The 16,219-nt window shown below is 60.1% G+C and carries 12 protein-coding genes; all 12 read left to right on the forward strand.

The features are described 5' to 3' along the window. Positions 1–538 precede the first annotated feature (538 nt). The 12 genes from Har1129_RS08905 (at position 539) to Har1129_RS08960 (ending at position 15,893) form a co-directional block, all read left to right on the forward strand. The gene (locus tag Har1129_RS08905; RefSeq protein ID WP_151100335.1) at positions 539–1,036 is read left to right on the forward strand and encodes a hypothetical protein; all 498 of its coding nucleotides are present in this window, start codon (positions 539–541) and stop codon (positions 1,034–1,036) included. 80 nt (positions 1,037–1,116) lie between these two features. Further along, entirely contained in the window at positions 1,117–1,407 is a 291-nt protein-coding gene (locus Har1129_RS08910; protein ID WP_151100336.1) for a hypothetical protein, read from the forward strand. A 512-nt stretch (positions 1,408–1,919) separates the two neighbouring features. Beyond that, a complete protein-coding gene (locus Har1129_RS08915; RefSeq protein ID WP_151100337.1) occupies positions 1,920–2,198 on the forward strand; it encodes a hypothetical protein in 279 nt (92 codons plus the stop codon). 6 nt (positions 2,199–2,204) lie between these two features. Further along, positions 2,205–2,624 (forward strand): hypothetical protein, encoded by a 420-nt coding sequence (locus Har1129_RS08920; RefSeq protein WP_151100338.1) that lies wholly within the window; start codon positions 2,205–2,207, stop codon positions 2,622–2,624. Between the two features lie 27 nt (positions 2,625–2,651). Further along, positions 2,652–4,385, forward strand: coding sequence for a hypothetical protein (locus Har1129_RS08925; protein WP_191906265.1), 1,734 nt, complete (start codon positions 2,652–2,654; stop codon positions 4,383–4,385). Then, on the forward strand, positions 4,382–5,212 hold the full coding sequence (locus tag Har1129_RS08930) for a hypothetical protein (RefSeq protein ID WP_151100339.1): 831 nt from the start codon (positions 4,382–4,384) through the stop codon (positions 5,210–5,212). The genes Har1129_RS08925 and Har1129_RS08930 overlap by 4 nt, the downstream gene beginning before the upstream one ends. 2 nt (positions 5,213–5,214) lie before the next feature. Next, a complete protein-coding gene (locus Har1129_RS08935; protein WP_151100340.1) occupies positions 5,215–6,330 on the forward strand; it encodes a hypothetical protein in 1,116 nt (371 codons plus the stop codon). Between the two features lie 2 nt (positions 6,331–6,332). After that, positions 6,333–7,454: a hypothetical protein gene (locus Har1129_RS08940; protein WP_151100341.1), complete on the forward strand. Its 1,122-nt coding sequence runs from the start codon at positions 6,333–6,335 to the stop codon at positions 7,452–7,454. Next, positions 7,438–9,672, forward strand: a complete 2,235-nt coding sequence (locus Har1129_RS08945) for a VirB4 family type IV secretion system protein (RefSeq protein ID WP_191906264.1) — start codon at positions 7,438–7,440, stop codon at positions 9,670–9,672. The genes Har1129_RS08940 and Har1129_RS08945 overlap by 17 nt, the downstream gene beginning before the upstream one ends. Next, complete coding sequence (locus Har1129_RS08950) at positions 9,665–13,489, forward strand: ATP-binding protein (RefSeq protein ID WP_151100343.1); 3,825 nt, start codon at positions 9,665–9,667, stop codon at positions 13,487–13,489. Before Har1129_RS08945 ends, Har1129_RS08950 begins: the two co-directional genes overlap by 8 nt. Continuing rightward, positions 13,486–14,370, forward strand: a complete 885-nt coding sequence (locus tag Har1129_RS08955) for a DNA primase (protein ID WP_151100344.1) — start codon at positions 13,486–13,488, stop codon at positions 14,368–14,370. Before Har1129_RS08950 ends, Har1129_RS08955 begins: the two co-directional genes overlap by 4 nt. Continuing rightward, positions 14,367–15,893, forward strand: a complete 1,527-nt coding sequence (locus tag Har1129_RS08960) for a primase-associated protein (protein WP_151100345.1) — start codon at positions 14,367–14,369, stop codon at positions 15,891–15,893. Before Har1129_RS08955 ends, Har1129_RS08960 begins: the two co-directional genes overlap by 4 nt. The last annotated feature ends 326 nt before the right edge of the window (positions 15,894–16,219 follow it).

The following is a 16,219-nucleotide window of genomic DNA, read 5'->3' on the forward strand; positions in this document are numbered from 1 at the left end:
TATCTACAAACGGACGTTCACCCGCGCAATTAATTTGATCACCTTCGATGGGGCGGCTCCCTCTACGAGTCCGAAGGTGCGAAACTCTTCGTGTTCCTCCTCGAGGCAAACGAAGCGCATCAGTCTGTCGCTTGACGACCTACGCGAGAATATCATGCGACCTGTCGATATCGACTATATAAAAAATTCCCGTATCAGAAGAAAGAGAGAGTACTAATTACAAATCATCCGATATAGATGGTCACCACTCAGAAATAACTGAATTTGAACAATACAAACCACAGGTATAGAACCATATAAAGGATTAAAAGACGAATTTGAGCAGAAAAAAGAAAAATAAAGATATAGGGCCGAAATATAGGGGATATAGAAGCAGAAACAGAGCTAGTTAGGGGCGAATCTCGTTAAACTCTGTACAACGCGCTCAGAGATTGAATCGACGCGAAGCCAAGTTGAGACATAAACTCAGAGTATCACGTTACTCAAACAGGAGCGTAGTGATCTCGAAGCCGAACTGGCAGACCTGCCCGAGACGCCGATGGGTGATCACCAACACCTCGAAACCGAAACCGAACAGCTCCGAGAAACGCGTCAAACGCTGAACTCCCAGATATCGGATCTCCAGAGCCTAATCCAGTACAACGAAAAACGACTGGCAAAAGAAGACTATGGGGTCCTCGAGACGCTCGATGTGGCCGAGCAGTCTGAGTCGAGCGGCTCACCAACTGACGAACTGCTTGTTGACGGTGACGGCGAAGTCACGTTATGTACGTGTGGCTCGATGATCGAACGCGGCAAGATTGAGGATACTGTTGAACGTCTCCGAGAACGCCGGCAGGACTTGATGCAGGAACTTAACGAGGTCAAGTCCGACCTTGATGACCTGAAAGCTACTCAGCGCGGGGCTAAACAACACCAGAACCGGCGTGAGGAAATCGAGCGCAAACTCGCAGACATCGAAACTGAACTTGAGGACCGCGAAGATCAACTTGAATCGCTCAAATCCTTATTCAGTAAACGAGAGGGGCATGAGTAACACTTGCAAGGTGGTGTAATCACCCACCAGTCGGGTATAATATCCAGAGGTACTTGTACAAACGTCTGGTAGTAGTTAGTATGACAAGTGAGGACGAGCCGGTACAACGCTGTACGTTAGATGAACCGGCAGACCTCCGAGTTGCACTTGATGAAGCCGCAATCGAATATCTCGATGTCGATGATGATAAGACGGTCGTGATCTATCGAAGCGCAGTTCTCATTGTTAGAGCTACTGAGGGACATGCCACAAACGCGACGGCGTTTACTGTCGAACTCTGGGAACCACCAGCGGATAATTTCGAATATGAGCCTGACGACCTTCTCACCACCTTCATCGACGAATTGATCCCACAAAAAAGATCTCAATGATAGACCCGAACCTACCCACAGGATCAGGTCAATCGGGTTAGTTATTTTATATTGACCGAGGACAGTAGGCTGTCTCCGCGAGTATAGTTTTTAGGACCACGTTGACCAATTGGTAGAAGGCTGTTAATGGAATGCCTTCCACGAGGTGTCACCGTAGTTGGTGCGCCTGTACGGGCATACACCACGTCTCGACGAGTACCAATAATCGCTCAATCAGAGAGTCATGGAACTATTCGAAGACGCCGCTGATGTGCGAAAGCCAGCGACATGAAGACGGTCCAGCTTCGTGGGGTGTAGGTTCTAATCTTATAGCGGGTCGTCACCCGAAGGTGCTTTTTTCGTAGTCTGTGGTGAATTTGGCCGTCGTCTGTGGAGCGCGCACCGGATATTGAATGGCTAATAGTTTGGGTTAGCTGTATCCTCAATTAGTTACCAGAAAATATTTATTAAGCATCAGGATATTAAGCAAACATGTACCGGCACTCAGCCGGTGCTTACCCATACCCGCATGTATGATTACGAGGTCAGTCACCATCGAGGATATCGATGATCTGTACCTGATGTGGAACGGCCATATCAACGCCTCCGCCCTCTATCGCCGTGCCCTCCGTGAGGAGATGGACGTTCGTGGCGTCAACCCTGATGAACTCCGTGACCTCCTCGAACGGGCCCGCGAACAGGGCTACACACTCGAAGAAGTCGCTGAAAACACCAACCGCTTCGCTGATCTCCAGTCGCTTGTAGAAACCCAGCAAAGCCAGCAAACGGCTGGGGATGACGCAGATGATTAGCTCGCTATGTCACAGGACCAGACTCCCTCCGACCCTGAGTGTAGCACTGAAAACGAGTCACTGCTGACCGGGAAAATCCCTCGTCAGGCAGCGCTCACTGTCGTCCTCCTGAGCCTGTTCGCTGTCCAGCCGGCCGCCGCACAGAGTAACGCGGTCTGTAGCGCGGACAACCTCCCGAGTATGATTGAGGGGTTCTTCCAGCTGACCACCGCGCTGGGGATCGTCGGCCTCGCCATCGTCTGGCAAGCTGACTCCCTGATCGAGATGTTCACCCTGAATCCTGAGCAAAAGAAAGGGCTCAAGCGGCACAAGCGCTCTGCGATGAAGTCCGCGGTCGTCCTTGTCGTCCTCGGCCCGATGTACACTGTCGCTGGGTCGATGATGAGCCTCCCCCTGGCGCAATGCGTCGACCTCGTCCCCTGGTAACCACCCCACAGTCCCCGTTGCAAGTCTATGACCCATCGAGAACTCTCCGTACTCATGGCCGGCTTGCTCGCGACGAGCATAGTTACGGGTATCGTCGCCGCTGACCCGCCGCGACCAGGCACGGAGGGAAACGGGCTCACCGAGAATGAGTCGGCAACGTTGTGGACACGTGATGCGGACAACTACGTCACGCAAGAAGAGTACCGCCAGCAGTACGGTGAGAATCGCTCCGCTGTCCATCAGGTCGCCAACGGGACGGACGTTACGTTCAAACGGCCGCCCGCGACCGCGGCGACGTGGACGCGGAACGACTTCGAGGACCTCGACGCCGGCGGCCCAGATACGTCCGTGCATCCGCCACACGCGGACCTCGAGGACGGCGTCTTCATCGAAGATGCTCACACAACGATCTTCGCGGTCCAGCCCTCTACTCGTGGACACCTCGAGTCCGGTGAAACCCCACTCTACATCGCGCCGAATGGGACGATGCGCGGGTTCGTCGATTACCGCGTTCGCGTACCCAAAGGGGACTCCTCCGGCAACACGACTATCTCGTGGTCGCTCACGGAACACGAGATCGAAGAAGTCCGGTTGAAGAAGAACGGTGAGACCATCGCCGAGCGTGACGGGACCCATACGCCTGCCCTCAACTACCAGATCGAGGACGACTGGAGTGCGAATCTCACACTGGAAGTGGAGATTAGCGTCAGGCTGAAGAAGACCGTCAGGACCGACCAGGGTAACCGGACGGACGTCGACGTCACCTACCGGACGGAAACACGGAACGTCTCCGATTCGATCGCCGTCGAGATCTACGACCTCTCGGCGTACCCCTACTACGCCGAGTATCCGAACGGCGACGCCGGCGTGGCCATCTTCCAGTCGCGGCCGTGGCAGGGGTACACGCTCACGGAGGACGGTGAGGCACGGGTCCGTGGCATCTGGCGGTTCTACACCGCTCGGGACACCAGCTGGGACACGCTCGTTCGGTCGAATCGGACTGCTAGTGCGACCGTACAGTCGGATGCGATGCCGGTGTACGTCCATGCCTATCCCTCGCGGATCGGGCCGCGTGCCGAGCCGGTTCGAGACGGGCCGAAACTCATCGAGACTTGGGGGACTGACCGCCCGTCTCCGGTCGGCACCATCGGTGAGAACATCAATATCGACATCGTCAACCAGTCGTATACGACGACGTACGGCGTCGCTGTTCGAGCCGAGAACGTCGATCGAGAGGCGCTGCACGTTGCGGGAATCGTCCGGGGCGTGAATGCGTCAATCGTCGAGCCGGACGCCGGCTCCGAGCGACAGCTCCGCCGCAGCAATCTCACTGTTGAAGTCATCCAACAGAATCAGTCCCAAGCGACGCTCAGGGTCGAACTGCGGGACAATCAAACTGGTGTGCCGATCACGCTCGACGATAGCCGTCAATATCCAATCCGCGGCACTACCCGAAACGGGTACATCACGGTCGCGGATCAGAGCGTCGAGACCAACGCCTCAGGGGTGGCGATTGTAACCATCGACGAACCGGGCATCTACACGGTTCGGTACCACCCTGGCTCGTGGCTCGGTCACGATCCTGCGTACGTGAGCGATACCGCGACGGCCCGCTGGCACCCACTCGGGACGATTGACGGCTGGTTTACGCTGGTATTCGAGGTCGGCTGGCAGCTCCTGCCGTTCTTCGTGATGTTCTACGCTGGCAAGCGCCTCCTGCGGATGCTCGGCCCAGAAGACATCTTCGGACAGAAACCATGACTCAGGACAATCCCCACCTCAGTAGACGGACCGCCCTCCGAACAGTTGCCGGCGCCGCTCTCGTGAGCGTGGCCGGATGCCTCAACAACGGCGATTCCCCAGGTGGCGGGAACTCAACACCGTCTGATGAAGGAGGAGTCATCCAGCAAGTCACTGTAGAGGGGACAGAACTCGTCGTTGAATACTCCTCAGAGGAGGGAGTCGACCAGATCAACCTCGTCCAGCCGAATGGGGAGCTGTTCGGTCAACGAGAAACCGCTGCTGGGTCACAACAGGTCTCTTTCGAGATCGGAACTTCCTATGAGCCTGGAGAGTATACTGTCGTGGCTCTCAGCGGTGAAGAAACGCTAGCTGAGAGTTCCTCACTGATTCAGCCGGAAATTGGAATTCAAGAGGTCGGTCTTTACCGGAATAACCCTGAGAAGCCGTGGGACGAAGTCTACGGAGATACCGAGACGGATCGGCTAAAGAACGGGGAAGCGTACGTCACCGTCGAAAACACCGGAAGCGGACCAGAAGCGGTTGTTGAGTTAATTTTCTCCGGTGATGTTCCAAACCCGGTTGAAGATCCCCGAGGTAGCGGGATGTATGAAACCGAGCAGGTGGTGATCTCGCCGGGAGAAACTACCGACCTGTTCAGTGGTTCGTTCCCGTTTGGGTCCGAATCTGAGGAGGGAATGGGGTGCTCCCCGGACGGGAACAGCGGCCAGTTCACTGTCACAGTCCGAACCCAGGTTGGCGGCGACCAGGTGTCGGAATCCTTTGATGTACAGTACTCCGGATCCACGGAGATGAGTGACTGCGAGGTTTCAATCACGGAGGCCTAACGATGGTGGACCTGATAGACGTCGTTCTCGAGGGCTTCAAAGACGTCGTCGATTGGTTCATCGGTCTGTTCATGGACGGGCTTCAGTCGGGGTATCAGACGCTGACCGAAGAGATGTTTGGCACTCCGACTCCCCAGACTGACGGGACGTTCATTTTCGGAGAACCAAGTAACGCCCCTTGGCCAGCAATCCAAGAAGGGCTCATCGGCGGCGAGATCATGTTGATTTCTCTGCTGCTACTTGTGATGAGCGTTCAGGGACGACACACCATCCGCATCTTCAATATCGGGAGTGCGTACGAGGCTCGGAAGACCAAGAAGACTGCCTGGGTCGGAGCCTTTCTGATTATTACCTGGTACTGGATTGGGGCGCTCGCGCTCTACCTTGTTGATGGGTTCACGATTGCCCTGATGCCGGAGCTGTCCTCGCTGGGCTCTGCTATGTTACAGTTCATAACGGGGTCGATTACCAACCCCGGTCTTGGTCTCCTCTTTGCTCTTATCGGAGGAATTTCGATGTGGGCACTGGAAGCGCTGTTCTACATCCGGCAGATTCTCCTCTACGTCTACCTGTACGGGATGCCCATCGCGTTCGCCGTCGCCTATGGCAACATTCCTGTCCTCTCTGGTGTCGCGATGGGGTTCAGCAAACGGTTCGTCCCATTGGCCATCCTACCCCTGCCTGCGGCGATAGTCCTCAAAGGATACGACCTACTCTACTCTGGAGGGACGTTGACGCCGGGAACAGCGTTCCTCAAGTACCTCGTCGCGTCTTCACTTCCTCTCGTCGCGCTCTATGTCACGTGGAAGACGTTCAAATACGCGACCCCGCTGACGGCGAAGGTTCTCGGCGGTGCGACGAAGGGAGCGGCCCTCATCGGCGGCGTGGCCGCTGGGGCTTACATCGGCGGCGCTGGCGTCGCGACGACCGCTGCTCGGTGGGGGCCGAAAGCCGCAGCCGGCCATGCTATCGCACAGAAAGCTGCTGCTCGGGGTGGTCATGGAGCAGATGGAGATAGTACGCCCTCGTACCGACGCACCGAGAACGACCCTGGTGGTACTACGTCGGAGACAGCGGGTGAGGAACGCGGAATGGAATTTGATAGGGGGATCCACTGACGATGTCGCTCGACGAAGACGCAGCCGCACGGCGCATCATGGACCAGTTCGGTGAGGAGAGTCGCATACCTTACCTCAACATCGAGGAAGGCGACGTCGGCGTCCTGATCGCCTTCCCGATCGTCGGCCTGTTCATCGCTGGCCTCACCGGCATCGAATCACTCGCCCTGCCGTTCGTCGCAGGTGGCTTCGGGTTCGGCGTTGCGATCGTCTACGTCTCGCCCGACCACCTCAACGCGTGGACGTGGACGAAAGACGTCTATCGCTACGTCAAGCGCCCCCAGATCACCTTCAGCGCGCCGGAGGAAGCCGACAGTAGTACCAACGAGACAGAGCGCAACGAGGGCGGGCTCGCGAACTACACACCGTTCAAGCCCGACGAGCGGACCCAGGACCTCACGAACATCGAGCGGGCGTGGCCGGGTGCTGGCGCGATCCAGCGCGCCGACGGCACGATGGAGGCGTTCATCGAGATCGACCCCGGCAACATGGACTTCGCGATGTCCGACGACTGGGCACAGCTCCAGGACGCCGGCGAAGAGTTCGCCAACAAGGAACTGGACTCGAAACTTAAACTCCACGCCACGACCCGCTCATTCCCGGTCGAACAGATCACGGAGAACATCGAAGACCGCCTGAACGACGAGGACGTCAAAGAAAATCCGATCTTCCAGGAACTCCTCGAGGAGTATCGGGAGACGCGGCCAAAGGAGATGCGCGAGCGGGGTATCCAGCAGGTGCGGTACTACATCGGCGTCGAGGTCACCCCGCTGGAGGTCTACGACCGCTTCCGCGACGAGGGGACGCCGGCCGAGAAGCTGACGCAGTTCCCCGTCATCGGGTTCCTGTTCAACCCGTTCGTGACCCGCCGCGAGGACCTCACCGACGTCGAGCGCCGTGCACAGATGTTCGAGAAGCTCGACAGTCGGGTCAACGACGTGCGCTCGGAATTCATCCAGCAGGCCTCAGGGTGGTCCGCACGCCGGCTCAGCACGGTCGAACTCTTCGTGTTGAATATGGACTTCTGGAACGGCCGCGAACACGATTATGAGGACACAGAGAGCGTCGTTCGCGAACAACCCATCATCGGCCACTCGCGCCGGGAGGATGACTACGATGCGTAACCTCGTCCTCCAGACGGGCAGCGGAGCCGTCGGCCAGCTCACAGAGTGGCTCACGAATCCGACCTCAGCTGAAGGTGCGGCCCTCTACATCCTGCTCGTGGTACTGGTCGGCATCGGCGGGAAACTCTTCTGGGACTGGTACACCGAAGACGACGAGGAAGAGGTCGAGTTCTCGGATCTGCTCGACGAGGAGACCATCGAACAGGGCGCGGCCGAACGCCAGCTCCTCGACGACATCGCCGAGTCACACAAGACGGTGACGGCGCCGGCGGCGATCGAGTGGGAGACGCGCGCAGCACGGGTCGGCGAGCAGTGGACGACGACGCTATACATCGCTGACTATCCGGACTACCCCAACGACGGCTACCTCTCCGAGCTCTTCGAGATGACGGACGTGCAGTTCGACCTGACGGCCCACATCACGCCGAAGAACCAAGAGCGGGCGCGGAACGAACTGCAGGATATCGCTGACGACCTTCAGGTGGACGCTGACCTCGAACAGAGCGTGCGGAGTGCCTACCTACAGGAACGGGCCAACGAGGCTGCAGCGACGTACAGGGCTGTCGAGAACGGTGCGAGCGTCTTCGATCAAGGGATGTTCATCACCGTTCGGGCCGACGAGAAGGAGGAACTCCGCGACGCCGTCCAGAAAGTCAAAAGTGCGCTCCGTGACGACCCGGCGAACCTCACGCCGAAGACGGCGATCTGTCGGCAGGATCTCGCCCTCCAGTCCGCCGCGCCCATCGGCGACAACGAATTCGGCCGGACATCGATTGCGCTCGGCGGCGCCGTCGGCGCCTTGCTGTCCTCGCCGCACAACGCGACGATCCTCGAGAAAGGCGGGGTCGAGTTCGGGATTCACAAGGACAACCAGAGCCCGGTCGTCATCGACCCGTTCGCACGGGATAACGGCTACGCGATGTTCACCGTCGGCGACACGGGGTCGGGGAAGTCGTTCAGTTCCAAGCAGAACTTCATCCGGTCCATCGAGCAGAGCAAGGACCGAATCGGCATCATCCTCGAACCGCTGAACAACTGGGCCGGCGTCTCGGAAGCGCTCGACGCCAAACGGATCACCGTCGGTGGGACGCTCGGCCTCAACCCCTTGGAAATCCGCGAGACGCCGGAGCACGTCCAGCGAGCGATGGGTGAGGACGCCAGTCCGTTCAACGAGAAGCTCGATGACGCGATGAGCTTCCTCACGAACTTCTTCGCGCTCCGCGGCATCTCGCTGGGCGACCGCCGGACGACGCTGGAACTCGGGCTCAAGCGGGCGTACAAGCGAAACGGCATCACCGACGACATCTCCACGCATGGCAACCCGAGCCCGACGATTCAGGATATGATGGACGTCTTCGAGGAGATGGTCAACGACCCTGAGGAATTCGTCGTCCGGTCCGACGAGGAGGCGGGGAAAATCAAGGAGGACGCGACGTGGCTCCTCGACCAGCTTCGCCCCTTCGAGGACGACGGTCGCCACGCCAACCTGGGCCAAGAATCGGACTTCGACATCCGTGACGAGAAGGTCATCTACCTCGACCTCGCCCAGCAGGAGGGCAGCGTCGACAGCAGCACGGCGCTGACGATGCAGTTGCTTATCTCACTGGTGTACGAGCGGGCGAAAGTCTCGGAGAAGGAGGTCGTGTTCTACATCGACGAGGCGCGGTACATCATGCAGGACGCCGCAAGCCTGGCGTTTCTTGAGACGGTGTTCCGCCACCACCGGCACCACGACCTCTCGATCCGGCTGGTCACGCAGACCGTTGACGAGTTCTTCGAGCACGCCGAAAGCGAGGCGATTCTGGATCAGTGTGCGGTCAAGCAGTTCCACCGCCTCGACGGGATGGACGAGGAGTGGGCCGACGAGTTCGGGTTGAACTACGCGCAGATGCGGTTCGTCCAGGACGCCGTGCCGGGCAACGAGGACGCCGGCTTCTCCGAGGCGCTGGTGGGCGTCGACGGCGAGTGGCGCGGCATTCAGGTCAAAGCGATGCCCAAGGAGAAGCAGGTCATCGACTTCGATCCGACCTCCCAAGTTCGGTCCTCGCTGCCCGGCGCCGGCGACGACGCCGTCGATACCGAGATGCAGGAGTTCCAGGAAGAGCTCGAACACCAAGCAACGAACGGAACGAACGAAACGAGCGAACTGAACGAGGAATCAGACGCCGTCGAAGCTGAGCCAGACGGCGGGTCAACGGAGGAGACCAACGATGGCTGAGTACCTGCGCGTCACGCCGACATCAGAGCGACTTGACCCGGAGAGCATTCCCCGAGTCCTCGACAGCCTCCACAAACTGACCACGCCCGGCTCGTCGGGCCTCGGGGCGAAGCTGAACCCACTCCACAGTGAGACACCACTCCGATTCGAGTTCCTCGCGATCAGTGATGGCCCCGACGACCCGGTGGAGTTCTTCTACGGGGCCGACGCCCACCTCGATACGGTTGAGAAACGCCTCCGCTCCATCTATCCAGCCACGTTCGACATCGAGCGCGTCGACGTCGACGTCGCTGCCCGGCTCATTCAGCCAGTCGAGTTCACACCGCAGGAATTCGTCGACCACTACCAGGCCGGGCGGCTGCAGTACGAGTTTGACCCGACAGAACAGTACGATATCGTCAACGAGGAATCAATGGACTCCGAGGCAGCCGAAGCAGACCCCGTTGTCGACGGCGGTACGGCAGCCACGAGCGTCCCCGATCATCACGTGACTGTCGGGGACTCGGCCCTGGAACTAGCGCCGCCCGATGCACTTCCAGACGACAACGAAGAGCGACGGGCCATCGAGAAGCCGACGATGACACCGGGGGGAACGATTCTGGCTCGCCCGGCACAAAACGCTGTCTCGCCGCTCGGTGTCCGGTGGTGTGGCGCCGCGTCGCGGAAGCAGGACTGGATGACCTTGCTGACGCCGTTCACGACAGAGGAAACGAGCGGCGATCTCTCGTCCGTCGACGAATCCGGCGCGGCGCTGGCGTCGCTGATCGACCATCTGATGGAGGCGAGGGCGCCGACCGCCTTCCAGGTGGTTTTCCAACGGCGTGCCAGCTGGCAGTCCGACGCGGAGGTACGGAAAGAGGACCTCGTCGACGGCCGCGACACGTTCTTCCAGGAGGTCGTCGGGTCGTTGCTCGAGGTCGAGGAGCAACGGAGCGACCAGGACGACCGGCAGCTCAGCGAGGCCGTCGAGAAGCGGATCGAGTACATCGATGCGAAGAACGCCAAACGGTCGTTCACGGTCAACATCCGGGCCGTCGGCGTCCCCACCGACGATACCCGCGACGACCTCGATGGCCGGATGGACTCGCTCCTCCCCGTGTTCGACCCGCTTGATGGACCGTTCTACGAGGTCGAGGGGCAACGCCTCCGGGACAGCGGCTTCCGTGAGAAAACGAAGGGGAAGAAGGCACGGGCCGCTCTCCAGCGCCTCCTCAATCGCGAGTTGACGACGGGCCGGGGGAAGACCCGCCCCGAGCTGGTCCTCTGTGGGACGGAGCTCGCGAACTTCGTCCTCGTCCCCTCCTCCGAACAGTTGACCGTCGAAGGAACGCGGGGTACGAGGGCCGAACAGCAGAGTCGGAACCCGCTCCCGTGGCCCAATCCGGATCTGATCCAGCAGTTCCAGGACGGGATGGCCATCGGCTACGCGCTCGACGAGAATGGTGAGCCACGGCCGGACCCCATTCGGATCCCGCCGGACCTGTTGCCGACGCATTACGGGCGGTTCGCGTCGACTGGTGGCGGGAAGTCGAAGGCCATCATCAACGACGCGCTCTCGCTCCGCGAGACGACGGGTGGCCCCGTCGTCCTCGTCGACCCGAAGGGGGACGGAATGTGTGAGAACTACCTGCGCTGCCACTACGAGCGGTTCAGTGGCCTCGACGACGTCTACCACTTCCGCGTCCCAGAGTCAATCCCCGCGTTCTCCTTCTTCGACATCCGGCCTGCGCTCGAGGCGGGTCGGAACCGCGAGGACGCGATTCAGGACAAGGTCGACCACTTCCACGACATCCTCCGGATGATTATGGGCCGCGAGCAGTACGGGCAGGCGTTCGTCGCGAACGAGATCCTCAGCTACCTGATTAAGGCGCTGTTCGACGAGGAGTACGGGAGCGACGTGTTCGGCCTGGACGACCTCTTCGCCGCCGCGCTCCGGATGCAGCGCGACCAGACGATTCCCCTGGTCTCGGCGGACAACCAGAACATCGAGGAATCACTGACGCGCCACTTCGCGAAGGACAACCACCAGTTCCAGGTGTCGATGGACGCCGTCGGGAACCGCCTCGACAAGCTCAAAGAGGACGCGCATCTCCGCCGGATCTTCAGCCACGTCCCCGAGCAGAACGACGCCGACGAGTACGTCGACAACCGCTTCGACTTCCGCGAGTTCCTCGATGAAGACGCGACCATCATCTTCGACCTCGGCGACCTTCGGCCGGAGGCACAGCGAGCGATCACACTCCTGCTGTTGAGCAACCTCTGGGACGCCGTTCAGGTGCGCCGTCGCGACGGTCAGACCGACTACGAGAAGCTCACAAACCTCATCATCGAGGAGGCGGCGCCGGTCGCGTCGACAAAGCTCGTCTCCGAGCAGCTACTGCCGCAGGGCCGATCGTTCGGGCTGAGTATGGGACTCGTGATGCAGTTCCCCGAACAGGTGCGGAACCGGAACGAGCGGGCCTACGACGAGGTGCTGAACAACATCAAGACGAAGCTCATCGGCAACATCTCGATCGAGCGCGACCTCGCGGAGTCGCTTGCCCACGAGGACCTCAGCCCGACCGAACTCCGCAACCGGATCAACACGCTTCCGAGCGGCGAGTGGATTGCGCAGCTCCCGAGCCCGTCCTTCGGGGAGACTGGTCCGCCGCCGTTTTCGTTGAAGCCGCTTCCGATTGCAGCGGGGCATCCAGAAAGCGACCAGCCGCTCACAGAACCCCAGGAAGACCATTTCGAGTCCGTGTCCCGGCCACGGATGGTCGAGCGGACACAGGCCCAGTACGGGCTAACAGAGCCGACTGAGTCGAGCACTGCTCCGGAAGAGACTGGCTGGGGGAGTTCGGGGGCCGAGACGACGGGCTCGGCTACCGACGGCGACTCAGGAACGGACCCGACGCAATCCGCGTTCATCAGCAAATCGACGACCGAAGATGCGTCGACGTCGACCACGCCGACCGAGACGGACAGCGACCCAGATGCAGACGAGGCAGCGATGAGCCCCCTGTTCGGGCAGGCCACCGAGGCGGACGAGGAATCAGCTGGTGACCAAACAGCGGAGCCGAAGAACGGGGCAACGCCCGTCCAGGAAAGCAGCGTACCCGTTCCCGATGACGAACTCCGCCAACGCGGGCTCAGCCGTGACGACGTCCGGTTCCTGAATCGGGTTCTCGACGTGATGAACAGAGAGGACGACGAGTACACGCTACTGGACAGGATGAGCCAGCTTCGGGACGAATACGACGACCTCCATATGGAGCGGCTCACAGAGCAGGATCTCCTGGAAGCGGACTCCGCTGCCGGGCGCAAGTACTACACCGTCCTCCCGGACGGTCGAGACCTCCTGGGGAGAGAATTGAAGGCGGGACCAGGAGCGGGCGATCTCGGCGAGAAAACGCCACACAAGGTTGGCGTCCGACTCCTCGAACTGTGGGTCCACCAGCAGGACGACGTCGTTCGTGTGGAGCCGTACTACGAAAGCGACGACGGCACGGTACTGGACGTGGCCGGCTTCGACGAGGACGGCGAGCTTGTCTGGGCCGGAGAAGCAGAGCTCGCGAGTAACAACCGGCACGCCCCGGTCGAGGATTACGACAAACTCAGCGCGGTGGACGCCGACGCAATCTGGGCCTTCAACAATCGCGAGACGGCGCTCGACGTCCTGGATAGCCTTGCCGACGCCGATCGGATAGGCGAGCGGGTCAGCGGGCGGGCGGCACGGTCGTTCGCGACCATCAGAGACGCCGTCGACGACTTCGATGCTGCGGGCCTGACCACCGTTCGGGGCTTCAAAAATCTCGACCAAGAACTCAACCAATGACCTGGCGACAGGCGACCCGCGAGGAGATTTACGCCTACTACGCCGAGGAGTTCCCCCGCTATCTGGACGACCTGCCGGAATTCATCACGGCGACCGGTCCGAAACAGTACGCCATCGCCTTCCGAGAGTCCCACCCGGTTCGCAAAGACGAGGTGCCGGCCAAGGACTTCATCCGGCGGGATACGTGGCAGACAGATCCGTCGGGGGACCGAACGACATCCGATTTCAACGACTTCGAGGACGTCGTCGACTTCATTCAACACCCCGCTCGCAACGACCCGCTGGGGCGGAGCAAGTTCGCGCTTGCTGATCCGGAGGTGCTGGAACAACCGGACCCACGTCCCGACGCCGTCTACTACGCGCTGGATCACTGGGAACGACCCTGGGTCCTCCTCGTCGACATCGACGCGAAAGAGATTGCTCGAGGCCGAGCTGACGAGATGGTGTCGGCGGCCGTCGATGATCAGGACGACGATGCGCTCCTCGACACTGCGGGTATCCTCGACGCCGCTCCCGAGGGGTATCCGTACGCCTTCGAAGACATCGACCGCGCCATCGAGTACGGGTTCGAGCTGAGGGATATCTTCGAGGACGATTTCGACGCCGAGGAGACGATGGTCGTGTACAGCGGGCAGGGGGTCCACGTCTACCTGCTGGATACCGACCCGGCGCACCGATACGACGAGCAGAGTCGCGAAGTGTTGAACGACCTCCTCCTCGAGACGTACGACATCCCCATCGACCCCGTCGTGACGGCCGACCGCCGGCGGGTCGCCCGCCTGCCCTACTCACTCCACGCCGACGTCTGTAGCATCGTTCAACCCATCGAGAGCCCGGCATTCGACGTTCGGTCGGCGACACCCGAGGTGATCGACGAATGAGCCCGAGTACGCCTACCGACGACGAGGACATGGCGTATCGAGTTGCGGCACTCCCGCTGGAGTACGGCGAGACCCGCATCAACCAGCTGTTTACACGTGGCTACAACCGATACGTCGTCGACGGCGAGGACCAACCCGAGGACCTCGTGAACGACGTCGAACGGTTCGGGACGGCGGCGTTCAAAGAGCAGGTTCGTGCCGACGCCGCTGATGAGCCGTTCGTCGACGAGCCGGGGACGCTCGCTGTGCTCGCGACGCTGAGTGCGATCTGTGTGAAAGAGCACCCGAAGTTCGAGCACGCGTCGCCCCGGAACATCCAGGTACTCTACGACATCCGAGAGCTGTACGTCAACAATCTCGCCTCCCTCATTCAGGCCCACGGCGATGGGTCGCTCCAACAGGACATCGCCGACGTGCTGTACAGCAAGGAGCCCGGTGAGGATGGCCCGCATCCGGGTCGAGTCTGTACGGGTATCACGGAGATGCCGGAGTTCGGGGAGGGCCTGTACCTCGAAATCCCGATGGCGGCGGCGTCACGCAAATGTCTCGTTCGAGCGGAGGACGAGGCGTCGACGGGGAGTGAGGATAGTGGGGAGATACTGACGCGAGTGAAAGACAACAAGCTGTACGTCCCGGTCGGTGATTTCGACAGCAAGTATCGGAACTACGCTGAGCGGGCGTTCAAGAAGCTCCTGCGGGTGCAAGAAGACGGGCTCTCCGACGACCAGCTGACGTGGCTGACCACGAACGAGTCGGCGATCACGGAGCGGATCGACCGCTTCCTCGAGACCGGCCACCACGAGCGCATCTGGCGGAACTGGGACCGTGGGGAACGGACGATCCGCGTCCTCCGACGAGCCCTGAGTGACGCGCCCGATGACGTGGCGCAAAAGGGTGAGTTCCACACGGCGAAGGAGCTCTATCGAGCGGTTACGGCGTACGACTCCGAGGACGAGTGGGAATCCTCTGTAACGGACTGGATCTCGAGTCCGAGCAGTCTCGCGAAGACGCTGGCCGACCACGAGTCACACTCGGCCGTCACGATCGATCGCGACGGGCGCGTCAATACGTACCGAATCGGGCGAGCCGGAACCGGCGCCGAACAGATCGAGGTCCGGGAGATCGAGGACCTCTTCGAACTTCCCTGTATGGCGAATATGGAGGAGCGGCTACACGAGAAGAAGCCCGTCCGGAAGGACCTCTACAACTTCGCGCGGATGGTGATGTGGCTGCCGCAGTATCAGGACAGCAGCCTCGACGAAATCGTCACGGATCTCAAGGACGTCTTCTCTCGGTGGCCGTGGTACGACGAGCAGGAAACCGAGTACCAGGTCCGTTACGAGTTCTCGAACACGATCGACGGCGACACCCCGTTGCCGATGAACTGCGATAACGACGATCTACAGCGCTACTGTATCGGCCAGGACCAATGTCCCTACTCGATCTGGGGCAGCCTCCCGTTCCCGGACGAGATGTACGAGCAGGTCGAGGAGGAATCAGCTGGCCCCACTAAGCAATTCTGAATCATAGACACCCGCGAATCTGTGGAACTCTTAGATAGTGATTGGTTTGGCGACTACTCCCGGTTCAGAGCGTCACGACGATGAAGTACCTCCACTCGGATTCGGATACTCGAAGGTGTGTAGTCGAACAAATCTGGTAACCTTCTCAGCTTTCTATTTCACTTTGACACCCGCAATACTGATATATCGAGATTTACAGCTTTGATGTATGAGTGGAGACGATAGAGAGCCAATTAAGCGATATGTGACTTGTTCAAAACCCGGTTGCGACAATCAAATTGGCCGGGAACACGATTTCTGCCCCCTACATCGAGAATAATGTCAGA

Source organism: Haloarcula sp. CBA1129 (assembly GCF_008729015.1).
Taxonomy (GTDB): domain Archaea; phylum Halobacteriota; class Halobacteria; order Halobacteriales; family Haloarculaceae; genus Haloarcula.

Excerpts from the sequence above, each read along its gene's own strand:
- Har1129_RS08905 (WP_151100335.1), top strand. The coding sequence starts at position 539 with ATGGGTGATCACCAACACCTCGAAACCGAAACCGAACAGCTCCGAGAA.
- Har1129_RS08910 (WP_151100336.1), top strand. The coding sequence starts at position 1,117 with ATGACAAGTGAGGACGAGCCGGTACAACGCTGTACGTTAGATGAACCG.
- Har1129_RS08915 (WP_151100337.1), top strand. The coding sequence starts at position 1,920 with ATGATTACGAGGTCAGTCACCATCGAGGATATCGATGATCTGTACCTG.
- Har1129_RS08920 (WP_151100338.1), top strand. The coding sequence starts at position 2,205 with ATGTCACAGGACCAGACTCCCTCCGACCCTGAGTGTAGCACTGAAAAC.
- Har1129_RS08925 (WP_191906265.1), top strand. The coding sequence starts at position 2,652 with ATGACCCATCGAGAACTCTCCGTACTCATGGCCGGCTTGCTCGCGACG.
- Har1129_RS08930 (WP_151100339.1), top strand. The coding sequence starts at position 4,382 with ATGACTCAGGACAATCCCCACCTCAGTAGACGGACCGCCCTCCGAACA.
- Har1129_RS08935 (WP_151100340.1), top strand. The coding sequence starts at position 5,215 with ATGGTGGACCTGATAGACGTCGTTCTCGAGGGCTTCAAAGACGTCGTC.
- Har1129_RS08940 (WP_151100341.1), top strand. The coding sequence starts at position 6,333 with ATGTCGCTCGACGAAGACGCAGCCGCACGGCGCATCATGGACCAGTTC.
- Har1129_RS08945 (WP_191906264.1), top strand. The coding sequence starts at position 7,438 with ATGACTACGATGCGTAACCTCGTCCTCCAGACGGGCAGCGGAGCCGTC.
- Har1129_RS08950 (WP_151100343.1), top strand. The coding sequence starts at position 9,665 with ATGGCTGAGTACCTGCGCGTCACGCCGACATCAGAGCGACTTGACCCG.
- Har1129_RS08955 (WP_151100344.1), top strand. The coding sequence starts at position 13,486 with ATGACCTGGCGACAGGCGACCCGCGAGGAGATTTACGCCTACTACGCC.
- Har1129_RS08960 (WP_151100345.1), top strand. The coding sequence starts at position 14,367 with ATGAGCCCGAGTACGCCTACCGACGACGAGGACATGGCGTATCGAGTT.